Here is a 24,349-nt window from a genome sequence, read left to right on the forward strand (position 1 = left end):
CAGTTTGCTTGCGCGGCCGGCTACTCCCCCTGCGCGCTCGGCTCCTCCAGCAGCAGTCGCTCCAGTGCGGCCCGGTCCGGGAGGCCCTTCGGCCGGACGACCTCGCCGCCGCGCACGTACAGGAACGCGGCCGTGACCGCCTCCAGCGGCACGCCCTGTTGCTCGGCCCAGGCAAGTCTGTAGATCGCGAGCTGGAGCGGGTCGGCGGTCCGGGTGCTGCTGGTCTTCCAGTCGAGGATCTCGTACGTCGCCCCGTCGCCGTCGCCCTGCTTGTAGACGGCGTCGATACGGCCCCGTACGACGCGGCCGGCGATCGAGAGCTGGAAGGGGGTCTCGACGCGGTAGGGCGTGCGCCGGGCGTACTCGGTGCGCTCGAAGGCGTCCTTGAGTGCTTCCAGATCGCGTTCGTCGGCGATCTCGGCCTCGCTGCCGGGCAGTTCCTCCGGCTCCAGCATGGGCAGGGTCAGCTCCTCGAAGCGTGATTCCACCCAGGCGTGAAAGCGGGTGCCCCGACGTGCGGCGGGTTGCGGAGGGCGTGGCATGGGGCGCGCGAGTTCCTGCGCGAGCCCGTCCGGGTCGGCGGCCAGGTGCAGCAGCTGGGTGGCGGTCAGGGAGGCCGGCAGGGGGACATCGGTGACACCCCGGCGGGCGCGCAGGAGTTCACCTGTGAGCGCGTCGAGGTCGCGGTCCCAGGAGGCGATGGCTCGGGCTTCCTCGGGGGTGAGGCGGGTGCCGGGCGGTTCCGCCGGGTGCGGGCGGACGCCCTCCGGCGCGCTGGGGTGTTCGTCCGGGTGCGGTGCCGTCGCCTGGTGCGGGACGGTCGGGCGGTCCGTGGTCCAGGCGTCCCAGTCGGCGGGGTCGTCCTCCGGGAGGCCGTCTTCGGCATCGAGGGGGGTTTCCTCGTACGGAGGCTCGTCGTAGGGCGGCTCGTCGTCCTCCGGCGGCGGGGGCCAGTCCGGGTCGTCGTGCGCGTCCGGGTCGTGGGTGGCCGCGGGGTGGCTCTCGTCGTGGGAGGCGAGGCGCTCCAGGTGGTCCATGACCATCTTGGCGGCCTTGTGACGGTGGGCCATCGCCCTGTCGTCCAACGGCAGTGGCCAGGCCTGGTCGGCGGTGGCCGTCTGCAGGACGGGGTTCTCCTCGCCCTCCTCGGGTTCGTCCGCCCAGGCCTCGATCTCGCCGTACCCGGCCGCGGAGTGGTCGTGGAGGGCCTGGAGGAAGTCGGACGGTCCTCGGCGTTTCTTCTGGGTGGGACCCCACCAGTGGCCGGAGCCGAGCAGCAGGGAGCGGGGGCGGGTGAAGGTCACGTAGCCGAGGCGGAGTTCCTCGGTGCTCTGGTGGTCCTTCATGGCCTCGTGGAAGGCCTTCATGCCTTTGGAGTCCCAGGAGGCGACGCCGGGCAGGGTGGCGGTGTCGCCGCGCAGCGCGTGCGGGAGGACCTTGCCCTGGGCGGTCCATTTCTCGCGGCCCTGGCTGCTGGGAAAGGTCCCGGTGACCAGGCCGGGGACGGCCACGACGTCCCACTCCAGGCCCTTGGACTTGTGCGCGGTGAGGACCTTGACGGTGTTCTCGCCGCCGGGGAGGGCGTTGTCGAGGCCCTTCTCGTACTGGGCGGCGGTGCGCAGGAAGCCGAGGAAGGCGAGCAGGGTGGCCTCGCCGTCGCCCGCGGCGAAGGAGGCGGCGACGTCCAGGAAGTTCGACAGGGTCTCGCGGCGACGGGCGGCCAGGGCGTGCGGGGACGCCGCGAGTTCGACCTCCAGGCCGGTGACGGCCAGGACGCGGTGCAGGACGTCCATCAGGGGGTCGGACAGGGAGCGGCGCAGGTCGCGCAGTTCGGTGGCGAGGCGGGCGAAGCGCACGCGCGCGTCCGGTGAGAAGGGCAGCCCGTCGTCGTCCCCTCTGCCGTCGGAGCCGTAGAGGGGTGTCTCCAGGAACGTGTCGAGGGCGTCGGCGAGCGATATCACCTCGGAGGGGTCGACCCCCTCGACGGCTGCGGCGAGCCTGCGGTCCGGGTCCTCGTCGGCCCCCACGCGCGCGTGGGCCACGAGGAGTCGGGCGCGTCGTCCCAGGAGGGCGAGGTCGCGGGGGCCGATGCGCCAGCGCGGGCCGGTCAGCAGCCGGACCAGGGAGGCGTTGGCGCCGGGGTCCTGGAGGACTTCGCAGACGGCGACGAGGTCGGCGACCTCGGGCAGGTGCAGCAGCCCGGAGAGGCCGACCACCTCGACCGGGATGTCGCGGGCCACCAGGGCGCCCTGGATCTCGGCGAAGTCGGTGGCCGTGCGGCACAGGACGGCGATCTCGCCGGGTGCCTTCCCGGTCCGTACGAGGTGGGCGACGGAGTCGGCGAGCCAGTCGATCTCCTCGGCGTGGGTGGGCAGCAGGGCGCAGCGCACCATGCCGTCGCGCTCGGCGCCCGGGGCCGGGCGGAGGGCCTCCACGCCCGCGTGCATGGCGCGCAGGGGTTCCGCGAGGCCGTTGGCGAGGTCGAGGAGTCGGCCGCCGCTGCGGCGGTTCTCGCTGAGCGACTGGCGGGCGGCGAGGCGGCCGTCGGCGTGCGCGAAGTGCTCGGGGAAGTCGTCGAGGTTGGCGACGGACGCGCCGCGCCAGCCGTAGATCGCCTGGCAGGGGTCGCCGACGGCGGTCACCGGGTGGCCCGTGCCGGAGCCGAACAGGCCCGCCAGGAGGATGCGTTGGGCGACCGAGGTGTCCTGGTACTCGTCGAGCAGCACCACCCGGAACTCGTCGCGCAGGATCTCGCCGACCTCGGGGCGGGTGCGCGCCAGGGTCGCGGACAGGGCGATCTGGTCGCCGAAGTCGAGCAGATCGCGCTCACGCTTGGCGGCCCGGTAGCGGCTCACCAGTTCGGTGAGTTCACGCCGGGCGGCAGCCGCCTCGGGGACCTTGCGGAGCTCGGCGTTGCCGAGTCTGCGGCCCTCCAGGTCACTCAGCAACTCGGCGTCGTACGCGCGCAACTCCTCGGGCCGTACGAGGTGTTCGGCAAGCTCGGCGTCGAGGGTGAGGAGGTCGCTGACGAGGTCCGGGAACGAGCGGGTGAGCGCCGGATAGGGGCCCGGGGCTTCGCGCAGTACGCGCGCGGCGAGCTGGAAGCGGGTGGCGTCGGCGAGCAGGCGGGACGTCGGTTCGAGGCCGATGCGCAGGCCGTGGTCGGTCAGGAGACGGCCCGCGAAGGCGTGGTACGTCGAGATCACCGGCTCGCCCGGGGGGTTGTCCGGGTCGATGACGTCGGGGTCGGTGACGCCCGCCTTGATGAGCGCCTTGCGGACGCGCTCGGCGAGTTCACCGGCGGCCTTGTTGGTGAAGGTCAGGCCGAGGACCTGTTCGGGGGCGACCTGGCCGGTGCCGACCAGCCACACCACGCGGGCCGCCATCACCGTCGTCTTGCCCGACCCGGCTCCGGCCACGATCACCTGCGGGGCGGGCGGCGCGATGATGCAGGCCGTCTGCTCCGGGGTGAAGGGGATGCCGAGGAGCTCCTTGAGCTGATCGGGATCGGTGATACGGGCGGGCATGTCGGAGAGGCTAGCGGCGGCCACTGACAGTCGAGGACCAATCGCCCTCGGGGGAAGAAGAAGCGCAGGTCAGCACATGTGGTGCGATGTGTCACGCGCGCTACTCGACCACGTGCCGCCCCTCGGGCCGCGCGCTGCACGAGGCCCGGAACGCGCAGTGCGTACAGTGCTGGCCGGTCTTCGGCGTGAACCGTTCGTCGAGGACCTTGCCCGCGGCCGTGGCCAGCAGTTCACCGGCCCACTCCCCCTCCAGGGGCTCCTGGGCCTGCACCTTGGGCAGGGTCTCGCCGCCGTCCCGTACGGCGGCGCCCTGCCGCAGCTGGACGAGTTCGGCGCCGCCCGGCTCGGGGCGCACTCCGTCGAAGGCGTCGTCCACGGCGCCTTCCTGGACGGCGAGCTGGTAGACGGCGAGCTGGGGGTGGCGTTCCACCTCGCGGGCGGTGGGCGTCTGTTTGCCGGTCTTGAAGTCGACGACGTAGGCGCGCCCGTCGCGGTCCGTCTCGACGCGGTCCATGGAACCGCGGATGCGCACCTCGTAGTCACCCGCTTCGAGGGTGACGTCGAAGTCGTGCTCGCTGGCGACCGGGGTGCGGCCGGCGCGGAGGCTGTTGGAGTCGACGTGCCACTTCAGGAAGCGTTCGAGCGCCACGCGCGCGTTGTCCTTCTCCTGTGCCGACTTCCAGGGCGCGTCGAAGGCGAGCGCGTTCCACACGGTGTCGAGGCGCTCCATGAGGACGGCCAGGTCGGCGGGGGTGCGTCCGGAGGCGACCTCGTCGGCGAGGACGTGCACCACGTTCCCGAAGCCCTGGGCCGCGGTCGCGGGGGCGTCGGCCTTCACCTCGCGGCCCAGGAACCATTGCAGGGCGCAGGTGTTGGCGAGCTGGTCGAGGGCGCTTCCGGAGAGCACGACGGGCTGGTCGCGGTCGCGCAGCGGCACCTTGCTCTCGGTCGGCTCGAACATGCCCCACCAACGGTACGGATGCGCCGACGGGACCAGCGGGCGGCCGTCCTCGTCGGCGAGCGCGGCCAGCCGGGCCAGCCTCCGCGCGGCGGCTTCCCTGAGGGTGTCGGACACGCGCGGGTCGACGGTCGTGGCGCGCAGCTCGGCGACCAGTGCGGCGACGGACAGCGGTCGGCGGGGGCGGCCGGTGACGTCCTTGGGCTCGACGCCGAGTTCGGTGAGGAAGCGGGACGGCTGGTCGCCGTCGTCGGCGGGTGCCTTCACCGCGGTGACGACGAGTCGCTCACGCGCGCGCGTGGCGGCGACGTAGAACAGGCGGCGTTCCTCGGCGAGCAGGGCTCCCGGAGTGAGCGGTTCGGCGAGTCCGTCGCGGCCGATGCGGTCGGCCTCCAGGAGTGAGCCGCGGCGGCGCAGGTCCGGCCACAGGCCCTCCTGAACACCGGCCACGACGACCACGCGCCACTCCAGGCCCTTGGACCGGTGCGCGGTCATCAGTCGTACGGCGTCGGGGCGTACGGCACGCCGCGTGAGGGTGTCGGCGGCGATGTCCTCGGCGTCGATCTCCTCCAGGAAGTTGAGGGCGCCCCGGCCCCCGGTGCGCTCCTCCGCGCGGGCCGCGGTCGCGAACAGCGCGCAGACGGCGTCCAGGTCCCGGTCCGCGTTGCGCCCCGCCGCACCGCCGCGCAGGGTGGCCCGCTCCAGGCGCCCGGGCCAGGGAGTGCCCTGCCAGAGGTCCCACAGCGCCTCCTCGGCCGTACCGCCGCCCGCCAGGCGCTCCCGTGCCTTGCGCAGCAGCGCGCCCAGGCGCTGGGCTCCCCGCGCGTACGTGGGGTCGTGCGAGACCATCCGCTCCGGCTCGGCGAGCGCCCGCGCGAGCAGCACGTCGGAGGGCGGCGGAACGGGATTGCCACCGGCCCGCTCCTCCTCCCGCAGCGCCCGGCCCAGGCGGCGCAGGTCGGCGGCGTCCATGGCGGCGAGGGGGGAGGCGAGCAGGGTGAGAGCGGTCTCGGTGTCGAGCCAGGTGACCGGGGCGGGCTCCTCGGGGACGGTGTCCGTGGGGTTCTCGTCGGACACGTCCGGATCGGAGTCGTCCGCTTCGGCCGGGGCGCCCCCGGACGCCTCCGCGACCGCCACCGCCCGCAACGCCGTCAGCAGAGGAGCCACCGCCGGTTCGTGGCGCAGGGGCAGGTCGTCGCCGTCGATGTCCAGGGGGACGCCGGCCGCCGTGAGAGCGCGGCGGACCGTGGGGATCGTCCGGGAGCCGGCGCGCACCAGGACGGCCATGTCGCTCCAGGGGACGCCGTCCTCCAGGTGTGCCCTGCGGAGGATGTCGGCGATGTTGTCCAGCTCCGTGCCGGGGGTCGGGTACGTGTACACCTCGACGCGTCCGCCGTCGCGCACCGGGGACAGCTCGCGGTGGGCGCGCACCTTCTGGGCCGGGAGCCGGGTCAGGGGCATGCGCTGGGTGAGCAGGCGGGTGGCGGTCAGCAGGGTGGCGCCCGAGCGGCGGGAGGTCCGGAGCACCTCTACGGGGGCGGAGCGGCCGTCCGCGCGCGGGAAGGCGCTCGGGAAGTCCAGGATGCCGTTCACGTCGGCGCCCCGGAACGTGTAGATCGACTGGTCGGGGTCGCCGAAGGCGACGAGGGTGCGGCCACCGCCGGCGAGGGCGTGCAGCAGTCGTACCTGGGCCGGGTCGGTGTCCTGGTACTCGTCGACGAACACGGCGTCGTACTGGGCGGCGAGCCGTTCGGCGGCCTCGGGGCGGTGGGCGAGGAGCACCGCGCGGTGGACCAGTTCCGCGTAGTCGAGCACTCCTTGGAGGTCGAGTACGTCGAGGTACTCGGCGAGGAAGGCGGCGGCCGCCCGCCAGTCGGGGCGGCCGATGCGGCGGGCGAAGGCGTCCAGGGCGGCGGGGTCCAGGCCGAGTTCGCGGCTGCGGGCGAGGACCGCGCGGACCTCGTCGGCGAAGCCCCGGGTGGTCAGGCAGGCCCGCAGCTCGTCCGGCCAGCGCACGTGCGCGAGGCCGAGCCGCTCCAGGTCGGGCTGGCCGGCGAGCAGTTCGCGTACGGCGACGTCCTGTTCGGGGCCGGACAGAAGTCGTAGCGGCTCGACGAACAGTTCGCTGTCCTGGTGGGCGCGGACCAGGGCGTAGCAGAACGAGTGGAAGGTGGTGGCCCGGGGTGCGCGGGCGGCGCCGATGCGCAGTGCCATGCGGTCGCGCAGTTCGACGGCGGCCTTGCGGCTGAACGTCAGCACGAGGATCCGCGCGGGGTCACCTCCCCGGGCGATCCGGGCCGCGACGGACTCCACGAGTGTGGTGGTCTTGCCGGTGCCGGGACCTGCGAGGACGAGCAGCGGACCGGCCTGGTGGTCAACCACCGAGCGCTGTGGCGCGTCCAGGTGAGGGGGAGCCGGCCGGGTCGGCGGGGTACGCACCAGTCGGTAAGCGCCACGGTTCCCCTGTCGCACCTGGGGGTGCGACAGGCGCCTGGTGGAGGAAGAGGAGCTCACGTGGTTCGCCGGTCCTGGTGGGTGTACTGGTTGGCAGGCTGCCGCGCGTCGAGGTCGGTGGCAGCGGGGTGAGGGGGACGCGCGCAGCCGACGCTACGCCGACGGGTCGTACGGGAGCGGGACTTCTGCTTCTTCCCCCTCGGCTCTCACGACCCGTGTGTCCCTCGCCCCTCGAACGTACGGCATGCCACGGACGTGCCTCGTTTCCCCCGTACGGGCCACAGGTCGCACCGGGGCGGGTCCGATGGCGGAAGCTGTCAGGTGTGACCGTCCGCGCGCTCGCCGCCGTCCCATCGCGCCCGTTTCATGTCGAGGCGCGGCAGGTGGCCCTCGGCGGCCCTGCTCGCCTCCTTCAGCGGGGTGCCCTCCTCGCGGTAGTGGGCGAGGGCCTCCAGTTCGTGGCCGGGAAGCAGCACGCCGTCCGCGCGGACGACCCGCCACCACTCGACGGCTCCTCCATAGAGGGCCATCACCCGGCCGACCTGGCGCGGCCCGCCCTGCTCCAGCCATTCGGCGACGTCGCCGTAGGTCATGACGCGTCCGTGCGGAATGCGTTCGGCCACGTCGAGGACCCGCTCCGCGTACTCGGGCAGCGCGTCCTCGTGCTCCGGCGCGGTGTCGTCCGGAAGGCTCTGCTCGCTCATCCGCCCCATCCTGCCGCACGCCACCGACAGTGCGACGCGCTGGCGACTGTGCGTATCCCTCGCCCCGAAGCGCCGCTTGGGGCAGACTGTGCGCCCCCGCATTTGCACCCTGATGCCCCCGTGTGTCGGTGGGGCATGCCACCATCGTGCGGGCGGTGACAGGTGATACGAGATCAAGAAGAGACGATGAAGCAGCAGGGTGTGCACCCCGAAGACGCGGAGGGCACCTCTGACGCTGCGTCGCGCCCGGACACCGCCGACAAGCACGAGCAGGGCCCCTCGGAGGATCCCGCCGAGGCGCCCACGCCCGACCCCACTCCCGGCCTCGACGACTGCGACGACACGCACGCCGAAGAGGTCGAGGGCGACGAACCGCTGCTCCCCGCGCGCGTGCACCGCCCTTCCGATCTCATGCGCCTCCTGGTGGGCTTTCTTGCGATCGTCGTACTGCTCGCGATCGCCGCGTTCGCGCACGGCACGACCTCGGGGCTCGAACAGGACATCAACAAGGGCACCGGCCAGGCACCCGACCTGCTGATCAAGCTCGCGGGGCTGGCCTCCAGCATCGCCATTCTGCTGGTGCCGGTCGCCTTCGCGATCGAGCGGCTGATCAAGCGCGACGGACTGCGCATCGCCGACGGTGTGCTCGCCGCGGTCCTCGCGCACGGAGTGACACTCGCCACGGACCTGTGGGTCGCCAAAGCGGCCCCGGGGTCCATCCAGGAGGCGCTCACCCAGCCCTCCCCCGGTGACATCCACGCGCTGACCGACCCGGTGCACGGCTACCTGGCGCCCGTCATCGCCTATATGACGGCCGTAGGCATGTCCCGCAGGCCGCGCTGGCGCTCGGTGCTGTGGATCGTGCTGCTGCTGGACGCCTTCTCGATGCTGGTCACCGGGTACACGACTCCGTTCTCGATCATCCTGACGGTGCTGATCGGCTGGACCGTGGCCTACGGGACGCTGTACGCGGTGGGCTCCCCGAACGTCCGTCCCACCGGGCGGACGCTGATGGCGGGCCTGCGGACGGTCGGCTTCCACCCGGTGGGCGCGGCCCGCGAGGAGGCCGTGGACACCGAGAACGGCGATCGCGGCCGACGCTACTTCGTCAGCCTGGAGGACGGTCCGCCGCTGGACGTCACCGTGGTCGACCGGGAACAGCAGGCACAGGGGTTCTTCTACCGCGCGTGGCGCAATCTGACGCTGCGCGGCTTCGCGACCCGCAGCAGCCTCCAGTCGCTGCGCCAGGCGCTGGAGCAGGAGGCCCTGCTCGCCTACGCGGCGATCGCGGCCGGGGCCAACGCCCCCAAGCTGATCGCGACCTCGGAACTCGGCCCCGACGCCGTCATGCTCGTCTACGAGCACACCGGCGGGCGCACGCTCGACTCGCTCGCGGACGAGGAGATCACCGACGATCTGCTGCGCCTGACCTGGCATCAGGTACAGGCGTTGCAGTCACGGCGCATCGCCCACCGCAGGCTCGCCGGTGACGCGATTCTGGTGGATCGTTCCGGCAAAGTGATCCTGACCGACCTGCGCGGCGGCGAGATCGCGGCCGGTGAACTGCTGCTGCGCATGGACGTCGCCCAGTTGGTGACGACGCTCGCGCTGCGGGTGGGCGCCGAGCGCGCGGTGGCGTCGGCGGTCGGTGTACTCGGCCCCGACGCCGTGGCCGACTGTCTGCCGATGCTCCAGCCCATCGCGCTGTCGCGCTCCACGCGCGCGACACTGCGCCGGCTGTCCCGGGAGCGGGCCCAGCGGGAGCGTGAGGCGATCCTGGAGGCGTCCCGGCAGACCAGGCTGGCGCACGCGGAGGCGAACGCGGAGAGTGGCTCGGCACCCGTACTCGAGAAGCCCGACAAGAAGGCCGTACGGGCGGAGCAGCGGGCCGAGAAGCGGGCCATCGACGATGCCCTGGACGAGGCGCGCGAGGAGGATCTGCTCACCCAGATCCGCCACCAGGTGTTGTTGATCAGGCCGCAGGCGCCGGTCGAACCGGCCCGCCTGGAGCGGGTGCGGCCACGGACGCTGATCAGTTTCATCGCGGGTGCGATCGGCGCGTACTTCCTGCTGACGCAGCTCACGCACATCGAGTTCGGGCCGCTCGTCGCCAACGCCCAGTGGGGCTGGGTGGCCGCGGCCGTGCTGTTCTCGGCGCTGAGCTACTTCGCTGCGGCGATGGCCCTCCTGGGGTTCGTGCCGGAGCGTGTGCCGTTCCTGCGGGCCGTGGCGGCGCAGGTCGCCGGGTCTTTCGTGAAGATCGTGGCCCCGGCCGCGGTCGGCGGTGTCGCGCTGAACACCCGCTTCCTGCAGCGTGCCGGGGTGCGGCCGGGGCTCGCGGTGGCGAGTGTCGGCGCGTCGCAGCTGTTCGGCCTGGGCTGTCACATCCTGATGCTGCTGTCCTTCGGCTATCTGACCGGCACCGAGAAGACGCCGTCGCTGTCGCCGTCCAGGACGGTCATCGCCGGGCTGTTGACGGTGGCGGTGCTCGTGCTCGTGGTGACCTCGGTGCCGTTCCTGCGGAAGTTCCTCGTCACGCGCGTGCGGTCGTTGTTCGCGGGTGTCATCCCGCGCATGCTCGACGTCCTGCAGCGGCCGCAGAAGCTGGTCACCGGCATCGGCGGCATGCTGCTGCTGACGGCCTGCTTCGTGATGTGCCTGGACGCGTCGATCCGGGCGTTCGGCGATCAGTCGACGTCGCTCAGCCTGGCCAGCGTCGCCGTCGTCTTCCTCGCGGGCAACGCGCTCGGTTCCGCGGCCCCCACTCCGGGCGGTGTGGGGGCGGTCGAGGCGAGCCTGACGCTCGGTCTGATCGCCGTCGGCCTGCCCAAGGAGGTCGCGGCTCCGGCGGTGCTGCTGTACCGGCTGCTGACGCTGTGGATTCCGGTGCTGCCGGGCTGGCTGTTCTTCAACCACCTGTCCCGCAAGGGCTCCTTGTAGAGCACGCACGCAGACGGGCGCTCCCTGTGGAGCGCGTGCGCGGACGGGCGTGGGGCACGCGTGCGTGCGTACCTCGTACGGCCCGTGCCCCGAGCGCCCCGCCGGGTACGACTCCAGGATGGGATCATGCCGAACCCCTCCCGGCTGCGTGCCGCTGCCCTGACCGCCACCGTCGTCCTCCTGTCCGCCACCCTGGCGGCCTGCAGCGGCGACTCCAAGGACGAGGATCCGACGGCCCAGAAGCTGAGCTGGAAGGACTGCCCGGCCCCGTCCGAGTCGGAGGGCGGCGGCGCCGCGCCGTCGCCGCTGCGGAACGGCGACAAGTGGCAGTGCGCCACCATGAAGGCGCCGCTCGACTGGAGCAAGCCCAAGGGCGACACCATCGGGCTCGCGCTGATCCGGGCGAAGACCAGTGGTGCCGCGGACAAGCGGATCGGGTCGCTCGTCTTCAACTTCGGCGGCCCCGGCGGCTCGGGCGTCACCACACTGCCCGCGTTCGGCGAGGACTACGCGACCCTGCGCACCCGCTACGACCTGGTGAGCTTCGACCCGCGCGGAGTCGGCCGCAGCGCCGGCGTCAAGTGCGAGAGCGACTCCCAGCTCGACGAGTACTTCCAGCAGGACGCCACACCGGACGACGCGGCCGAACGCACCAAGCTCCTGGCCAACACCAAGCAGTTCAACGCGGCCTGCGAGAAGAACTCCAAGCAGATGCTCCCCCAGGTGCGCACCACCGACGCGGCCCGCGACATGGACCTGATGCGCCAGGTCCTCGGCGACGACAAGCTCCACTACTTCGGCATCTCCTACGGCACCGAACTGGGCGGTGTCTACGCCCACTTGTTCCCCAAGCACGTCGGCCGTGCAGTGTTCGACGCGGTCGTCGACCCCACCCAGAACTCCGAGCAGGGCTCCCTGGGACAGGCCAAGGGCTTCCAGCTGGCGCTCGACAACTTCGCCGACGACTGCACGTCGAAGACCACCGACTGCCCGATCGGCGACACCGCGCAGGACGTCAAAGACCGCATCGCGAAGCTGCTCAAGAGCCTCGACAGCAAGCCGATCCCGGGCATCTTCCCCCGCCAGTTGACCCAGACCGCCGCGACCAACGGCATCGCGCAGGCGCTGTACTCCAAGGACTTCTGGGAGTACCTCACCGAAGGGCTCGAACAGGCCTACAGCGGTGACGGCAAGGTCCTCATGGCGCTGTCGGACTCGATGAACGGGCGCAGCGAGAACGGCGAGTACAGCAACATCACCGCGGCGAACGTCGCCATCAACTGCGCCGACGACAAGCCGCGTTACACGGCCGACTACGTGGAACAGAAGCTGCCCGAGTTCCGGGCCGCCTCTCCCCTGTTCGGGGACTTCCTGGCCTGGGGCATGGTCAGCTGCACCGACTGGGCCGTGCCGGGCGCCGCCGACCATCCCGACGTGAGCGCGGCCGGTTCGGCGCCGGTCCTCGTCGTGGGCAACACCGGCGACCCGGCCACGCCGTACGAGGGCGCGCGGAAGATGGTGGACGCGCTGGGCAAGGGCGTCGCGGTCGAGCTGACGTACAAGGGCCAGGGGCACGGGGCGTACGACAGCAGGAACAAGTGCGTGCAAAGCGCGGTGAACGGCTATCTGCTGAACGGAAAAGTGCCTGCGGCGGGCACCGTCTGCTCCTGAGCCCACTCTCGAAATCCGGGCAAACTCGCAGGTCAAATGGTTATCCACAGGCCGTCACGGGCTCGGCGCGCGCCGCCTACTATGGCCTGACCGCCATCCGCGGCGTGACGCGGACGGCCTGCGAGGGGGGAATGCACATGGCGCGATTCGCACGGTGGACGGCCCTATTGGCCGCCGCCGCACTGCTGACGGCCGGCTGTAGCGGCGGCTCGTCCGACGACGGCAAGGACGGCGCGGGGGACGCCAAGCCGTCCGCGGCCGACTCGTCCTCTTCCACGTCCACCACGGCCGCGCTGCCCGCGTCGCTGACCGCGCAGAAGCTCGGCTGGGGGCGCTGCAAGGCCACCGGCGACTCGGCCGCGCCGAGCAGCGACTGGCAGTGCGCGACGCTCAAGGTGCCGCTGGACTGGGCGAAGCCGGACGGCACCACGATCGGGCTCGCGCTGATCCGCTCGAAGGCGACCGGCGGCGACCGCATCGGCTCGCTGCTGTTCAACTTCGGCGGCCCCGGCGGCTCGGGCGTGGACTACATGCCGGCGTACTCCGCCACCGTCTCCGCGCTGCACGAGCGCTACGACCTGGTGAGCTGGGACCCGCGTGGGGTCGCCGCCAGCGAGGGTGTCCGCTGCCGCAGCGACAAGGCGATCCAGGCCGCCGAGGACGTGGACGCCACACCGGACACACCGGCCGAGGAGAAGGCGTACTTCCAGGACGCCAGCGACTTCGGCAAGGGCTGCGAGAAGGCCGCCGGAAGACTGATGGCGCACGTGTCCACGACCGACACGGCCCGCGACATGGACCTGATGCGCCAGGTCCTGGGCGACGCGAAGATGCATTACTTCGGCATCTCGTACGGCACCGAACTCGGCGGTGTCTACGCCCACTTGTTCCCGACGAAGGTGGGGCGGCTGATCCTGGACGCGGTCGTCGACCCGAGCGCCGACTCGGTGGGCCACGCCCTGAACCAGACCCGGGGCTTCCAGCGCGCCCTGGACGACTACCTCAAGTCGACGGGACAGGACCCCGCGCAGGGCTCGAAGAAGATCGCGGCCCTGCTGAAGCAGATCGACGCCAAACCGCTGGCGACCTCGACGGGACGCAAGCTGACGCAGACGCTCGCACTGACCGGCATCGTCCTTCCGCTGTACAGCAAGCAGAGCTGGCCCACGCTGACCAGCGCCCTGGACTCCGCGAAGGAGGGCGACGGCTCGGAACTGCTGGCGCTCGCCGACGGCTACAACGACCGTGACAGCGCGGGGCACTACGGCACGACGACGCATTCACAACGGGTCATATCGTGTTTGGACGACAAGCAGCGGCCGACGCCCGAGCAGACGCAGAAGCTGCTGCCGGAGTTCGAGAAGGTCTCCCCCGTGTTCGGCGACTTCCTGGGCTGGGACACGGCCGGGTGGTGTCACGACTGGCCGGTGACCGGGCAGTACGACACCCCGGAGGTCAGCGCGCCCGGTGCGGCGCCGATTCTGGTGGTCGGCAACACCGGGGACCCGGCGACGCCGTACGAGGGTGCCCGCAAGATGGTCGACGAGCTGGGCAAGGGCGTCGGTGTGGAGCTGACCTGGAAGGGCGAGGGTCATGGCGCGTACGGCAGTGGGAGCGACTGTGTCGACTCGACGGTGGACGCGTATCTGCTGAAGGGGACGGTGCCCAAGGACGGCAAGGTCTGCGCCTCGTAGCGTCCACGCCCGCCCGGACAGCGGAAAGGGGCCCGGCACCCGTGGTGCCGAGCCCCTCCCGGGAAGGCGTGTGCCTAGTAGACCGGCTTGTCGGGCTCGATCTGGTTGACCCAGCCGATCACGCCGCCGCCGACGTGGACCGCGTCCGCGAAACCGGCCGACTTGAGGACGGCGAGGACTTCCGCACTGCGGACACCCGTCTTGCAGTGCAGGACGATCTTCTTGTCCTGCGGAAGGGTCTCCAGGGCGGTGCCCATGAGGAACTCGTTCTTGGGGATCAGCTTGGCGCCCGGGATCGAGACGATCTCGTACTCGTTGACCTCGCGGACGTCGATGATCTCGATGTTCTCGCCGTCGTCGATCCACTCCTTGAGCTGCTTGGGAGTGATCGTCGAACCGGCGGCCGCCTCCTGGGCCTCCTCGGAGACGACGCCGCAGAAGGCCTCGTAGTCGATGAGCTCGGTGACGGTCGGGTTGTCGCCGCAGACCGCGCAGTTGGGGTCCTTGCGGACCTTGACCTGGCGGTACTGCATCTCCAGGGCGTCGTAGATCATCAGGCGTCCGACGAGCGGGTCGCCGACACCGGTGAGGACCTTGATCGCCTCGGTGACCTGGATCGAGCCGATGGACGCGCACAGCACGCCCAGGACGCCGCCCTCGGCGCAGGAGGGGACCATGCCGGGGGGCGGGGGCTCCGGGTAGAGGCAGCGGTAGCAGGGGCCGTGCTCGGACCAGAACACGGAGGCCTGGCCGTCGAAGCGGTAGATCGAACCCCACACGTACGGCTTGTTCAGCAGGACGGCGGCGTCGTTGACCAGGTAGCGGGTCGCGAAGTTGTCCGTGCCGTCGACGATCAGGTCGTACTGGCTGAAGATGTCCATCACGTTCTCGGCTTCGAGCCGCTCTTCGTGCAGGACCACGTTCACGTACGGGTTGATGCCCAGCACGGAGTCGCGCGCCGACTCCGCCTTGGAGCGGCCGATGTCGGCCTGGCTGTGGATGATCTGGCGCTGCAGGTTCGACTCGTCGACCTCGTCGAACTCCACGATGCCGAGCGTGCCCACGCCCGCCGCGGCCAGGTACATCAGCGCGGGCGAACCCAGACCGCCGGCGCCCACACAGAGCACCTTGGCGTTCTTCAGCCGCTTCTGCCCGTCCATGCCCACGTCGGGGATGATCAGGTGGCGGGAGTACCTGCGGACCTCGTCTACGGTGAGCTCGGCAGCCGGCTCGACCAGGGGTGGCAGCGACACGGGGTCTCCGTTGGTCGGTCAATCACTACAGTTGTTCTCCCCGTAACACTGCCATGCCCCTCTTCATTCCGAGACACCCGTTCCGATCCGCGAGACGATCTCGTCCCAGTAGCCGGGCATGGTCTCCCAGGGATCGGTGCGGCCCCCGCGATCGGTGCGGTCGGTGAAGTAGATGGTCGAGGCGCCCTGCCAGCGGGCGATGCGCAGCGCTTCGTCGAGATGGCCGAGCGGGACGCTGTGCACGAAGTGGCAGAAGCGTTCGGGCGGGTGGTCGGCGGTCCACTCGGCCACCTGGGACCAGCGGTAGTCGCTCCACGGACCGGAGAAGGTCACCAACTGGTCGGCGAACTCGGCGTATCCGGGGTGCGGGTGGGTGCCGTGCCCCAGGACGACGTGAGCGCCGTCGCGGATCTCGCGGAGCGTGGTGACGGTGCGGCGGACCTCGGGGAGCGCGGTGCCTCCGATGGGGCAGCGGTCCAGGAGGAAGCCGTCGGTCCGGTACCAGTCGAGATAGCGGTGCGCTTCGGAGATCAGTTCGCCGAAGGCGCGGGCGCCGTACGCGGCGTCCAGGTGGCCGAGCACGCGGATGCCCATGTTGCGCAGCCGGCCGGCCGCTTCCAGGCAGTGAGGGTCGGGACGCGCCCCCGGGCCGGAGGAGACGTTGAGCACGACCCAGTGCAAGGGGGTTCCGGGGCGGGTGAGTTCGCCCCACTCGGCCGGTGCGACGAGGGGGTGTGCGTAGCCGGGGATGCCGAAGCCGGTCCGGACACCGGTGGTCGCGATGCCCTGGGTCGTGCTGGTCAGATGCGGCACGCCGCCTCCATCCAGATGTCGGCGAGGGACTCCTCCAGATTGATCCGGGGCCGCCAGCCGAGCCGGTCGCGCGCGGTGCGCACATCGGCCTGCTGCCAGCTGCCGCAGCCGTCCGGGTACGGGTACGCGACCGGGGCCGCGTGGTCGGGGTCGTTGCGGGGGTGGCCGATGGCGGCCCGCAGCGGTCCGGGCGGACCGTCGAGTTCGTGCAGCGCTCCGCCGTATCCGGCGACGCGGGCGAGGACGGAGGCGGCGTCGCGCAGCCGGACCGCGCGGCCCGAGCCGATGTTGATGACGCCCTGCGCGGCGGAGAGCGAGGCGGCGTGGACGGCGCGGGCCACGTCCCGGACGTCGACGAAGTCGCGCTGCGCGCCGAGGCCGCCGAGCTTGAGTTCGCCGTCGCCGGACTGCATGGCCCGGCGCATGGCCTCGGCGAGCCGGCCGAGCGGGGAGCCGGCCGGGGTGCCGGGTCCGGCGGGCGAGAAGACGCGCAGGACGACGGCGTCGAGACCGGAGCCCAGGACCAGTTCGGTGGCGGCGAGTTTGCTGACGCCGTACGGGCCGCCGGGGCGGGGGACGGCGTCCTCTGCGGTGGAGGAACCGGGCTGGCTGGGACCGTACTCGGCGCCGCAGCCGATCTGCACGAGTCGGGCGCCACAGCCGCTGCGGCGCAGCGCCTCGCAGACGGTGGCGACGGCGACGGTGTTGTGGCGGGTGAGTTCGCGGGCGCCGCCTCTGGTGGCACCCGCGCAGTTGACGACGACTCCGGGGTGGACGGCGTCGAGGAAGCGGGTGAGTGCTCCGGGACTGCCGGACGCGAGGTCGAAGCGGACGTCGGCGTCGTCGCCGCGGCCGAGCGCGGTGAGCTGGACGGCCGGGTCGGCGAGCAGACGGTCGGCGACGAACCGGCCGAGATAGCCGTTGGCTCCGATCAGCAGGACCCTCATCGGACGGCTCCCGGGGCCGACTCTCCGGATCGGGAGGTGATCATCTGGTGTTCTCCTTCACAAGGTGATGCGGTTGCCTCCGGCGCGGCAATGGGGCCGGGCGCCTGCGGCTGGGTGACGGGGCCGGTTGGTTCGAGGTCATGGCGGCGTCACCGCGGCTCGTCCGCCGGCGCGTGCGCGGAGGCTCTGGTCAGCGTGCGGGTGGTGTGGAACAGGAGGGTCACGGCGGCGGCTCCGCAGGCCAGGGCAGGAATGCCGCCCGGCCCCCAGGAGCCCAGGAGGGTTTCGACGGGGGTGGCCAGGAAGCCGCAGTCGGGGAGCCGGCCGATGAGGTCCAGGGCCAGGCCCGTGGCCTCCGTCGCGGCTGCCGCACCCAGGGCGAGGGCCGGGGCGCGGGTGAAGCCGTGCACGAAGAGGAGGCGGGCGAGCAGCAGGAGCGCGCCCAGGGTGACGCCCTGGGCATACGCGGCGGACTCGCCCAGGACGGCTCCGCAGAGAGCGAGGAGGGCAACGAGGGCGCACACGAAGAGGGCGAACGTGCCGAGCAGCAGCGGTTGCACGGAGTCGGCGAAGTCCTCCAAGCCGCGGCTGGTGGCGAGCTTGCGCCGGGCGCGTACGGCGAAGTGGTGGGCGCACCAGGCTGCGGGGACACAAGCCAGGGTGAGGGCCAGGACGGGTGCGGTGGCCGTGGGCCAGGGTCCGCCGGCGATGCCGGTCGGCAGGTTGTCGGGGCCGCCGTCGTCCGCCGCGCGGAGCAGACCGTCGCCGAGGAGGGCGTAGGCGAGCAACCAGTACGTCCACAGGCGCGTGCCGGGCGGGGTGCGCCACGCGGGGGTGCCGGGCGGGGTGCTCAGTGGGCCCCGACCGAGCGCCATGCGCACGCCGAACGCCACGGCGAGGACGCCGGCGACGGCCACCGCCGTCCGCACCCGACCGTCCGTGAGCCGCACGCCGGTCACGGCTGCGGCGCAGAGGACTCCGGGCAGCAGGGTGCGCACGGCCCAGGTGGCGCGGGGCGCGGGCGTGGTGACGGCGTCGGTGTCGGGGTGTGCGGCCGCTGTGTCGGCGCGGGGCACGCGCGCGTACATCTCCTCGGCGAGCGAGAAGACGTCACGGTGCCGGAAGCGGGTGGCGGTCCGGTCGGTGACACCGTGCGCCTCAAGGCCCGCCGCGATCTCCAGCGGGTCGACGGCCCGCTCGCACAGTTCGCGATGCCGGTGCATCAACGCCTTCACGGGATCGGCGGCACCGCGCCGGGCGGGGGCGGACTTGCGGCCGGTTGCGTGCGGGGGCTGTACGGGGGCGGGGCAGGCGGTGGGCGGATCGGTGTCGTCGTCGGCCCGCGCCTTCTCCGTGTCCGGCTCGGGCTCCCCCCGTCCTCCGAGCCACTCCCCCGACTGCGCGTCCCACGCCTCCGCGCCGGCGGGTGTTCCGGGGCGGTCGAGTTCACCGAGGCCGCTCATCGGGCCGCCTCCGTCGTCGGCAGCGGAGTGGTGGCGCCTACCGGTGCTCCCGCCGCCCAGCGCGGGCCGCCGCGAGCGACGACGCGGGCTGCGGGGGCGGTCGCCGGGCCTGGAGTGGAGCCGATGGCCGGGACGGCCGTAGATCCTTTGGCCGGGCCTGCCGTGGGGCGGCCGGTCCAGCGGCCGGGGACGTGGGACTCCGCGGGGGCCGCGAACGGGAGGGGTTCGCCGGTGTCGTCGAGGACGACGCGGTGGACCGGGGAGTGGGAGACGACCTCCAGGTAAATGCCGTGAAATGCCGCGATGTTCTGCTCGACGGTGAACAGTTCGAGTGCGCGGGCGCGCGCGGCGGCGCCCAGGCGCGCACGGCGCTCGGGGTCGCGCAACAGGGTCACGCACGCCTCGGCGAGCGCCCGAGGATTGCGCGGTGGCACGACGAGTCCCGTGCCGCCGATGACCTCGACGACCGCGCCGACGTCCGTGGACACGGTCGCCCGGCCGCAGAACATGGCTTCGACCAGGCCGATCGGGAAGCCCTCGACGACGCTCGACAGGACGATCACCGTGCCGGACGCGTACGCCTCGGCGAGCGTGGGAGCCTCCGGGCCGCCGATCTCCTCGAAAGACACCGGGTTGTCGCCCACCGCGTGCACGCCCTCGGCCTCGTCGGGGAACAGCTGCGCGGCCAGTGCCCGGCAGTGGCCCAGGTAGGCCGCTCCCTCGGCGCCGGCGGGCGCGCCGACGATCCGCAGGCGCACCTTGGGCTCCTCCTTGCGGATCTCCGCGAAGGCGTGGAGGAGGGAGATCAGGTCCTTGGCGGGTTCGATACGGCCGACCCACACGAGCGTGTCCGGGTCGGCGCGGTCGGGCGCCTCGCCCACCTCCGCGAAACGGGACGCCTCCATGCCGGGGTGGACGGTGCGGAGCTTCGCACGGTCGGCGCCGCAGCGCTCCTGCCAGCGGCGGGTGTGGGTGTTGCCCGGGGTGATCAGCGCGGCCCGCCGGTACACCTCGGCGGCCAGCCTGCCGTGGAAGGCGGCGAGCAGGGCCCGTACGGCGGGCGGGGCGTCCGCGGAGGCCAGGTAGTGGGTGCGCAGTTGTACGCCGTACTCGGTCACCAGCAGCGGTACGCCGGCGAAGTGCCGGGCGAGCAGTCCGGGGAGGGCCGCGGTGCCGCCGGCCGTCGCGTGGCAGAGGTCCACGGAGCCGAGGGCGTCGTCCTCGTACCAGTCGAGCGAGAGGGGGCGCAGGGCGCGTTCGATGTGCGCGGCGACGCTGAGGAGGTCGGGTACGCGCGCCTCGCGTGCTGTGCGGAGTGCGCCGGGCGCACGACAGGCGCGTTCGAGGGCACGTACGGCGCTCTCGGAGCGCAGCGCGGACACGAGTCCGCCCTCGTCGCGGGCGAGGTCCGCGAGCCCGTACAGCGCGTTGGCGAAACGGTCCGCCACAACGGCGGAAGCCTCCCCGGAGAGCGCGGAAGGCCCTTCGGCAACGGCCTCCGAGAACTCCGCGAGCCGCACGGAGCCGGTCGGCTCCGGCCCAACCGACTCGGACACGGCCGACCCCGACCCGATCGGCCCCGGTGTCGGCACGCCCGACACGGTCGAGCCCTGCACCGGCGCATCCCCCGCGCACAGCACCGCCGCCAGCTCCTCGTAGTGCTCGCGGAACCGCCGGCGTGCGCGGCGGCCGAGCGCCGGTCCGTCGTCCTCGGTGCTCCACAGCGGCGCGGTACGCACTCGCCGGACCTGGGGCGGCAGTTCGAGCCAGCCCGCGTCCTCCTGGCGTTCGCTGCGACTGAGCGCGTAGACGTCGAACTCGTGCTGCCCGAGCCCGCGTACGAGCCGGTCGCACCAGAGTCTGGCGTCACCGCTCACATACGGATAGCCACCCTCCGTAACCAGTCCTATGCGCACGACCACACCCCCGATCTCCCTTGTGGGGAGCCACCGTTGACCCGGCGGCTCGCAGCGGGACGAACGTATGCGGACATGACGGTGGCGCGACGGACGGTTGTCCATCGCACCACCAAAAGGGGTGAACGGTCGTAACTTTCCCGTGCGGCTCGCGTTCGCTCGCGCTAAGGGATCACCCGGGTGCGGATCGTTCTACGATCCGCACCCAGATCGTTCTACGATCCTCATGTGGTCGCCAACTCCCGCCGGACCGCCCTCCGCCGGGCCGCCACCTCCGGGTCGAGGGCCGGTACGGCAGCCAGCAGCTGCTTCGTGTACGGGTCCTGCGGGGAGTCGTAGACCTCGTCGGCGGGGCCCTGTTCAACGATCCTCCCGCGTCGCATCACCGCGACCCGGTCGCTGACCTGACGCACGACGGCGAGGTCGTGGGCCACGAACACGAGGGCGAGGCCGAGTTCGCTCTGGAGTTCGCCGAGCAGGGCGACGACCTGGGCCTGAGTGGTGACGTCGAGCGCGGAGACGGGCTCGTCGCACACGATCACGCGCGGGTCGGCCGCGAGCGCCCGCGCGATACCCACGCGCTGGCGCTGGCCGCCGCTGAACTCGTGCGGATAGCGGTCGTAGTGCGCCCCTTCCAGCCCGACACGCTCCAGGAGTTCGCGTACGCGCCCCCGGATGCGGCCCTCGTCGCGTTCGCCGCGCGCGCGTAGCGGGTCGGCGATCGACTCGCCCACGCTGCGGCGGGGGTTGAGGGAGGAGACGGGATCCTGGAAGACCATCTGGACATCGGGGCGTACCCCGCCGCCGGGCTTGATCTCGCCGGCCGTCGGCTTCAGGAGCCCGACCAGCATGCGGCCCAGCGTCGTCTTGCCGCTGCCGCTCTCCCCCACGATGCCGAGGGTCTCGCCCCGGTGGACGGTCAGCGAGACGTCGTCCACGGCCGCGAACGCCCGCTTCCCGCGCCCGAATTCGCGCCGCAGGCCCGTGGCCTCCAGGACGACCTCCTGGGCCGTCGGAGACGCCTCGGAGGACGTCTCGGACGACGTCTCGGACAAGGCCGTGGACGAGGCCGCGGGGAGCACCCCGGCGGACTCCTCGGCACGAGCACGCCGCGCGTCGACGCGCGGGACCGCGCCCAGCAGGTCCCGGGTGTACGTCTCGGTCGGCGCCCCCAGCACCGTGCCCACCGGTCCGTGCTCGACGGCCCGTCCGTGCCGCATGACCAGGATCTCGTCGACGCTCTCGGCGGCGACACCCACGTCGTGCGTGACGAGGAGCAGCCCCAGGCCGGTCTCCTCGCGCAGCGTGTGCAGGAGGTCGAGGATCTGGGCCTGGACGGTGACGTCGAGCGCGGTCGTGGGCTCGTCGGCGATGAGCAGCTCCGGCTCGCAGGCCAACGCCATGGCGATCAGGGCACGTTGACGCATACCGCCGCTGAACTCGTGCGGGCGCGAACGGGACCGTCGTGCCGCGTCCGGGATGCCCACCCGGTCCAGGACCTCGACGGCACGCGCGCGTGCGGCCCGACGCGACACACGCGCGTGCACCCGGTACACCTCGGCTATCTGGTCGCCGATCGCGTAGTACGGGTCCAGGGACGACAGCGGGTCCTGGAAGACCATCGCGGCCTTGCCGCCGCGCAGCCGCCCCAGGTCCGCGTCGGACGCCTCCTGGACGTCGAGGCCGGCCACGCGCACCGACCCGCCCACGTCGGCCCCCGTGCCGCGGTGCAACCCCAACAGGGCCGAGGCGACCGTGGACTTGCCGGAGCCGGACTCGCCGACCAGCCCCAGCGCGGCGCCCTTCTCCAGCCGGAAGGACAGACCGTCGACGGCACGCAGCGATCCGAACCCGACCGTCAGGTCGGTGACCTCCACCAGGACGTCCACCGAGCTTTCAATGGAAGCTTCCACCGCACTCATGCGAGCACCACCCGTCGGTCGGCCACCGCGTACAGCACGTCCGCGACGGCGTTGGCGATGACCACGAAGAAACCGATGATCAGGACCATGCCGACGACCACAGGGAGGTCGACGACATTGACGGCGTGGACGAGTTCCTGTCCGATGCCGGGCAGCCCGAAGAGCGTCTCGGTGAGCACCGCGCCGCCGACCGCCGAGCCGACGTTGTTGGCGTTGAGGGCGATGATCGGCGCGAACGCCCCGCGCAGCGCGTGCCGCCCGATGATGGACCGCTCGCCGACGCCGTACGCGCGGAAGGTGCGGATGTGGTCCTCCGCGAGGGTCTCCAGCATCGATGCCCTCGTGAGCCGGGCGAACGTGGCGGCCTCGATGAGCGCCAGGGAGAGCCAGGGCAGCAGCAGGTTCCAGGCCCACTGTTCGGGGTCGTCGGTGAGGGCGACGTACTGCGGGAAGGGCAGCAGTTGGAGCTGCCCGCAGACGACGATCATCAGCACCAGGCCGATCACGAAGACCGGGGTGGCGACGCCCGCGAGGGTGATGCCGGTCAGCAGGCGTTCGGTGAACCGGCCGCGCCGCCAAGCCGACAGGACGCCGGTGCCGACCCCGAGGAGCAGCCACAGCACCATCGCGCCGAACACGAGGGACAGGCTGACCGGCAGCTTGGTCAGGATCAGCTGGGTGACCTGCTGGTCGCCCTGGTACGACAGGCCGAGGCAGGGCGCCGAGCAGTGCTCCACGGAGGTGCCCGTGGAGTAGTCCTGGCCGACGAGGATGCCCTGGAGGAAGTGCCAGTAGCGGAGGTACAGCGGGTCGTCGAGCCGCAACTGCTGGGCGACCTGGTGCACTTGTTCCGGGGAGCAGCGCGGGCCGCAGGTGATCTGGGCGACGTTGCCGGGCGTGACGAAGAAGACCACGTAGACGATCACCGAGATGGCGAGCAGGGTGATCACGGTGCCGATACCGCGGCGCAGGACGAATCCTCCGAAGCCGCTCATGACGTGGCCTCCTTGGAATTCGCGCTCTTCGTAGTCGAGTCTTTGTCGCTCACGTCCTTGGTGCTTACGTCCTTGGTGCTTACGTCCTTGGTGCCCGCGCCCGCCTTGGCCTCGCGCTTGCGGCCGGTGCCGATGCGCAGGCGGGAGGCCGCGCGCGGGTCGAGGGCCGTGCGGATGCCGTCGCCCAGGACCGTCAGGGACAGCACGGTGACGAACAACGCACCGGCCGGCAGCAGCAGGTACTGCGGGGCCGCCTGGTACCAGACGTCGGCGGCGGTGAGCATCTGGCCCCAGGAGGGCGTCGGGGGCTTCACGCCGACACCCAGGAAGGACAGCGCGGCCTCGACGGTGATGTTCGTCGGAACGAGGAGCGCGGCGTACGTGATGACCGGCGCGGCCAGTCCCGGGAGCAGTTCGCGGCGGGCGATGCGCCAGGTGCCCCAGCCGCTGAGCCGGGCGGCGGACACATAGTCGAGTTGCTTCAGGGTCAGCGTCTGGGCGCGCACGATCTTCGCGGTGTTGCCCCAGGCGATCAGGCCGATGACGAGGGCGACCAGCAGGGGCCGCGGGAAGCTGCTGGGCACGATCGCCAGCAGCGCCAACGACATGATCATCAATGGCATCGCAACGATGATCTCGGTCAACCGGCTCAACAGTTGATCAACCCATCGACTGCCGAGCGCCGCGGCGACACCGACCACGACACCGATGACGACCTGTACGACGGTCGCCCCCAGCGCGACACCGAGCGAGACCCGGGCGCCGTAGACGAGACGTGCGAACAGGTCGCGGCCGGTCTGTGGTTCGACGCCGAGCCAGTGGTCGCCGGTGACGCCCCCGAAGGAGCCGGTCGGGACGCCGCCGCGCGCGGAGTCGATGAGCGCGGGGTGGTAGGTGAAGGGGTCCTGGCCCTCGATCGCGGTGAGCAGCGGCGCGGCGAGCGCGACCAGGACGAGCAGGGCGACGACGGCCCCCGCGACGAGGGCGGCGCGCTGCGCACGCAGCCGCCGCCAGAACTGACGGGCCCCCGAGACCGCCGGGACGGAGACGTCCGTCCCGGCGGCCTGGGAGGCGACAAGTGCCTCACTCATG

14 protein-coding genes are annotated in these 24,349 nt (G+C 72.0%); 3 read left to right on the forward strand and 11 right to left on the reverse strand.

Annotated elements, in window-relative coordinates; all coding sequences use genetic code 11:
• Positions 1 to 20: 20 nt before the first annotated feature.
• The 3 genes from ACWDEW_RS19405 to ACWDEW_RS19415 all read right to left on the reverse strand — a co-directional run bounded on the left by ACWDEW_RS19405 (position 21) and on the right by ACWDEW_RS19415 (position 7,643).
• Positions 21 to 3,527, reverse strand: coding sequence for a UvrD-helicase domain-containing protein (locus ACWDEW_RS19405; RefSeq protein WP_450514182.1), 3,507 nt, complete (start codon positions 3,525 to 3,527; stop codon positions 21 to 23).
• Positions 3,528 to 3,627: 100 nt separating this feature from the next.
• Positions 3,628 to 6,999, reverse strand: coding sequence for an ATP-dependent helicase (locus ACWDEW_RS19410; RefSeq protein WP_450514183.1), 3,372 nt, complete (start codon positions 6,997 to 6,999; stop codon positions 3,628 to 3,630).
• 257 nt (positions 7,000 to 7,256) lie between these two features.
• Positions 7,257 to 7,643, reverse strand: a complete 387-nt coding sequence (locus ACWDEW_RS19415) for an MGMT family protein (protein WP_450514184.1) — start codon at positions 7,641 to 7,643, stop codon at positions 7,257 to 7,259.
• 186 nt (positions 7,644 to 7,829) lie between these two features.
• On the opposite strand from ACWDEW_RS19415, the gene ACWDEW_RS19420 reads away from it, so the two are divergent.
• The 3 genes from ACWDEW_RS19420 (at position 7,830) to ACWDEW_RS19430 (ending at position 13,948) form a co-directional block, all read left to right on the forward strand.
• Positions 7,830 to 10,583, forward strand: a complete 2,754-nt coding sequence (locus ACWDEW_RS19420) for a lysylphosphatidylglycerol synthase transmembrane domain-containing protein (RefSeq protein ID WP_450514185.1) — start codon at positions 7,830 to 7,832, stop codon at positions 10,581 to 10,583.
• 126 nt (positions 10,584 to 10,709) lie between these two features.
• Positions 10,710 to 12,254 (forward strand): alpha/beta hydrolase, encoded by a 1,545-nt coding sequence (locus ACWDEW_RS19425; RefSeq protein ID WP_450514186.1) that lies wholly within the window; start codon positions 10,710 to 10,712, stop codon positions 12,252 to 12,254.
• Between the two features lie 137 nt (positions 12,255 to 12,391).
• Positions 12,392 to 13,948, forward strand: coding sequence for an alpha/beta hydrolase (locus ACWDEW_RS19430; RefSeq protein WP_450514187.1), 1,557 nt, complete (start codon positions 12,392 to 12,394; stop codon positions 13,946 to 13,948).
• Between the two features lie 74 nt (positions 13,949 to 14,022).
• Here ACWDEW_RS19430 and moeZ read toward each other — a convergent pair whose 3' ends face one another.
• From moeZ to ACWDEW_RS19470, 8 genes are all read right to left on the reverse strand, one after another.
• Positions 14,023 to 15,201 carry an adenylyltransferase/sulfurtransferase MoeZ gene (gene moeZ / locus ACWDEW_RS19435; RefSeq protein WP_450514188.1) on the reverse strand — a complete coding sequence of 393 codons (1,179 nt, stop codon included), beginning with the start codon at positions 15,199 to 15,201 and terminating at the stop codon, positions 14,023 to 14,025.
• A gap of 63 nt (positions 15,202 to 15,264) precedes the next feature.
• Complete coding sequence (locus ACWDEW_RS19440) at positions 15,265 to 16,014, reverse strand: spherulation-specific family 4 protein (protein WP_450514189.1); 750 nt, start codon at positions 16,012 to 16,014, stop codon at positions 15,265 to 15,267.
• A complete protein-coding gene (locus tag ACWDEW_RS19445; protein ID WP_450514190.1) occupies positions 16,002 to 16,961 on the reverse strand; it encodes an NAD-dependent epimerase/dehydratase family protein in 960 nt (319 codons plus the stop codon). The genes ACWDEW_RS19440 and ACWDEW_RS19445 overlap by 13 nt, the downstream gene beginning before the upstream one ends.
• Before the next feature lie 149 nt (positions 16,962 to 17,110).
• On the reverse strand, positions 17,111 to 18,424 hold the full coding sequence (locus ACWDEW_RS19450; RefSeq protein WP_450514191.1) for a hypothetical protein: 1,314 nt from the start codon (positions 18,422 to 18,424) through the stop codon (positions 17,111 to 17,113).
• Positions 18,421 to 20,301: a glycosyltransferase gene (locus ACWDEW_RS19455; protein ID WP_450514192.1), complete on the reverse strand. Its 1,881-nt coding sequence runs from the start codon at positions 20,299 to 20,301 to the stop codon at positions 18,421 to 18,423. Before ACWDEW_RS19455 ends, ACWDEW_RS19450 begins: the two co-directional genes overlap by 4 nt.
• Before the next feature lie 263 nt (positions 20,302 to 20,564).
• A complete protein-coding gene (locus tag ACWDEW_RS19460) occupies positions 20,565 to 22,262 on the reverse strand; it encodes a dipeptide ABC transporter ATP-binding protein (RefSeq protein WP_450514193.1) in 1,698 nt (565 codons plus the stop codon).
• Complete coding sequence (locus ACWDEW_RS19465; RefSeq protein WP_450514194.1) at positions 22,259 to 23,257, reverse strand: ABC transporter permease; 999 nt, start codon at positions 23,255 to 23,257, stop codon at positions 22,259 to 22,261. The genes ACWDEW_RS19460 and ACWDEW_RS19465 overlap by 4 nt, the downstream gene beginning before the upstream one ends.
• Positions 23,254 to 24,348, reverse strand: coding sequence for an ABC transporter permease (locus tag ACWDEW_RS19470; protein WP_450514195.1), 1,095 nt, complete (start codon positions 24,346 to 24,348; stop codon positions 23,254 to 23,256). Before ACWDEW_RS19470 ends, ACWDEW_RS19465 begins: the two co-directional genes overlap by 4 nt.
• Position 24,349: the final 1 nt, after the last annotated feature.

Source organism: Streptomyces sp. NPDC001100 (genome assembly GCF_053598575.1).

What these genes read in the sequence shown, in the direction of transcription:
- ACWDEW_RS19420 (WP_450514185.1), top strand. Translation starts at nt 7,830, where the DNA reads ATGAAGCAGCAGGGTGTGCACCCCGAAGACGCGGAGGGCACCTCTGAC.
- ACWDEW_RS19425 (WP_450514186.1), top strand. Translation starts at nt 10,710, where the DNA reads ATGCCGAACCCCTCCCGGCTGCGTGCCGCTGCCCTGACCGCCACCGTC.
- ACWDEW_RS19460 (WP_450514193.1), bottom strand. Translation starts at nt 22,262, where the DNA reads ATGAGTGCGGTGGAAGCTTCCATTGAAAGCTCGGTGGACGTCCTGGTG.
- ACWDEW_RS19465 (WP_450514194.1), bottom strand. Translation starts at nt 23,257, where the DNA reads ATGAGCGGCTTCGGAGGATTCGTCCTGCGCCGCGGTATCGGCACCGTG.
- ACWDEW_RS19470 (WP_450514195.1), bottom strand. Translation starts at nt 24,348, where the DNA reads ATGAGTGAGGCACTTGTCGCCTCCCAGGCCGCCGGGACGGACGTCTCC.
- ACWDEW_RS19415 (WP_450514184.1), bottom strand. Translation starts at nt 7,643, where the DNA reads ATGAGCGAGCAGAGCCTTCCGGACGACACCGCGCCGGAGCACGAGGAC.
- ACWDEW_RS19445 (WP_450514190.1), bottom strand. Translation starts at nt 16,961, where the DNA reads ATGAGGGTCCTGCTGATCGGAGCCAACGGCTATCTCGGCCGGTTCGTC.
- ACWDEW_RS19430 (WP_450514187.1), top strand. Translation starts at nt 12,392, where the DNA reads ATGGCGCGATTCGCACGGTGGACGGCCCTATTGGCCGCCGCCGCACTG.
- ACWDEW_RS19405 (WP_450514182.1), bottom strand. Translation starts at nt 3,527, where the DNA reads ATGCCCGCCCGTATCACCGATCCCGATCAGCTCAAGGAGCTCCTCGGC.
- ACWDEW_RS19450 (WP_450514191.1), bottom strand. Translation starts at nt 18,424, where the DNA reads ATGAGCGGCCTCGGTGAACTCGACCGCCCCGGAACACCCGCCGGCGCG.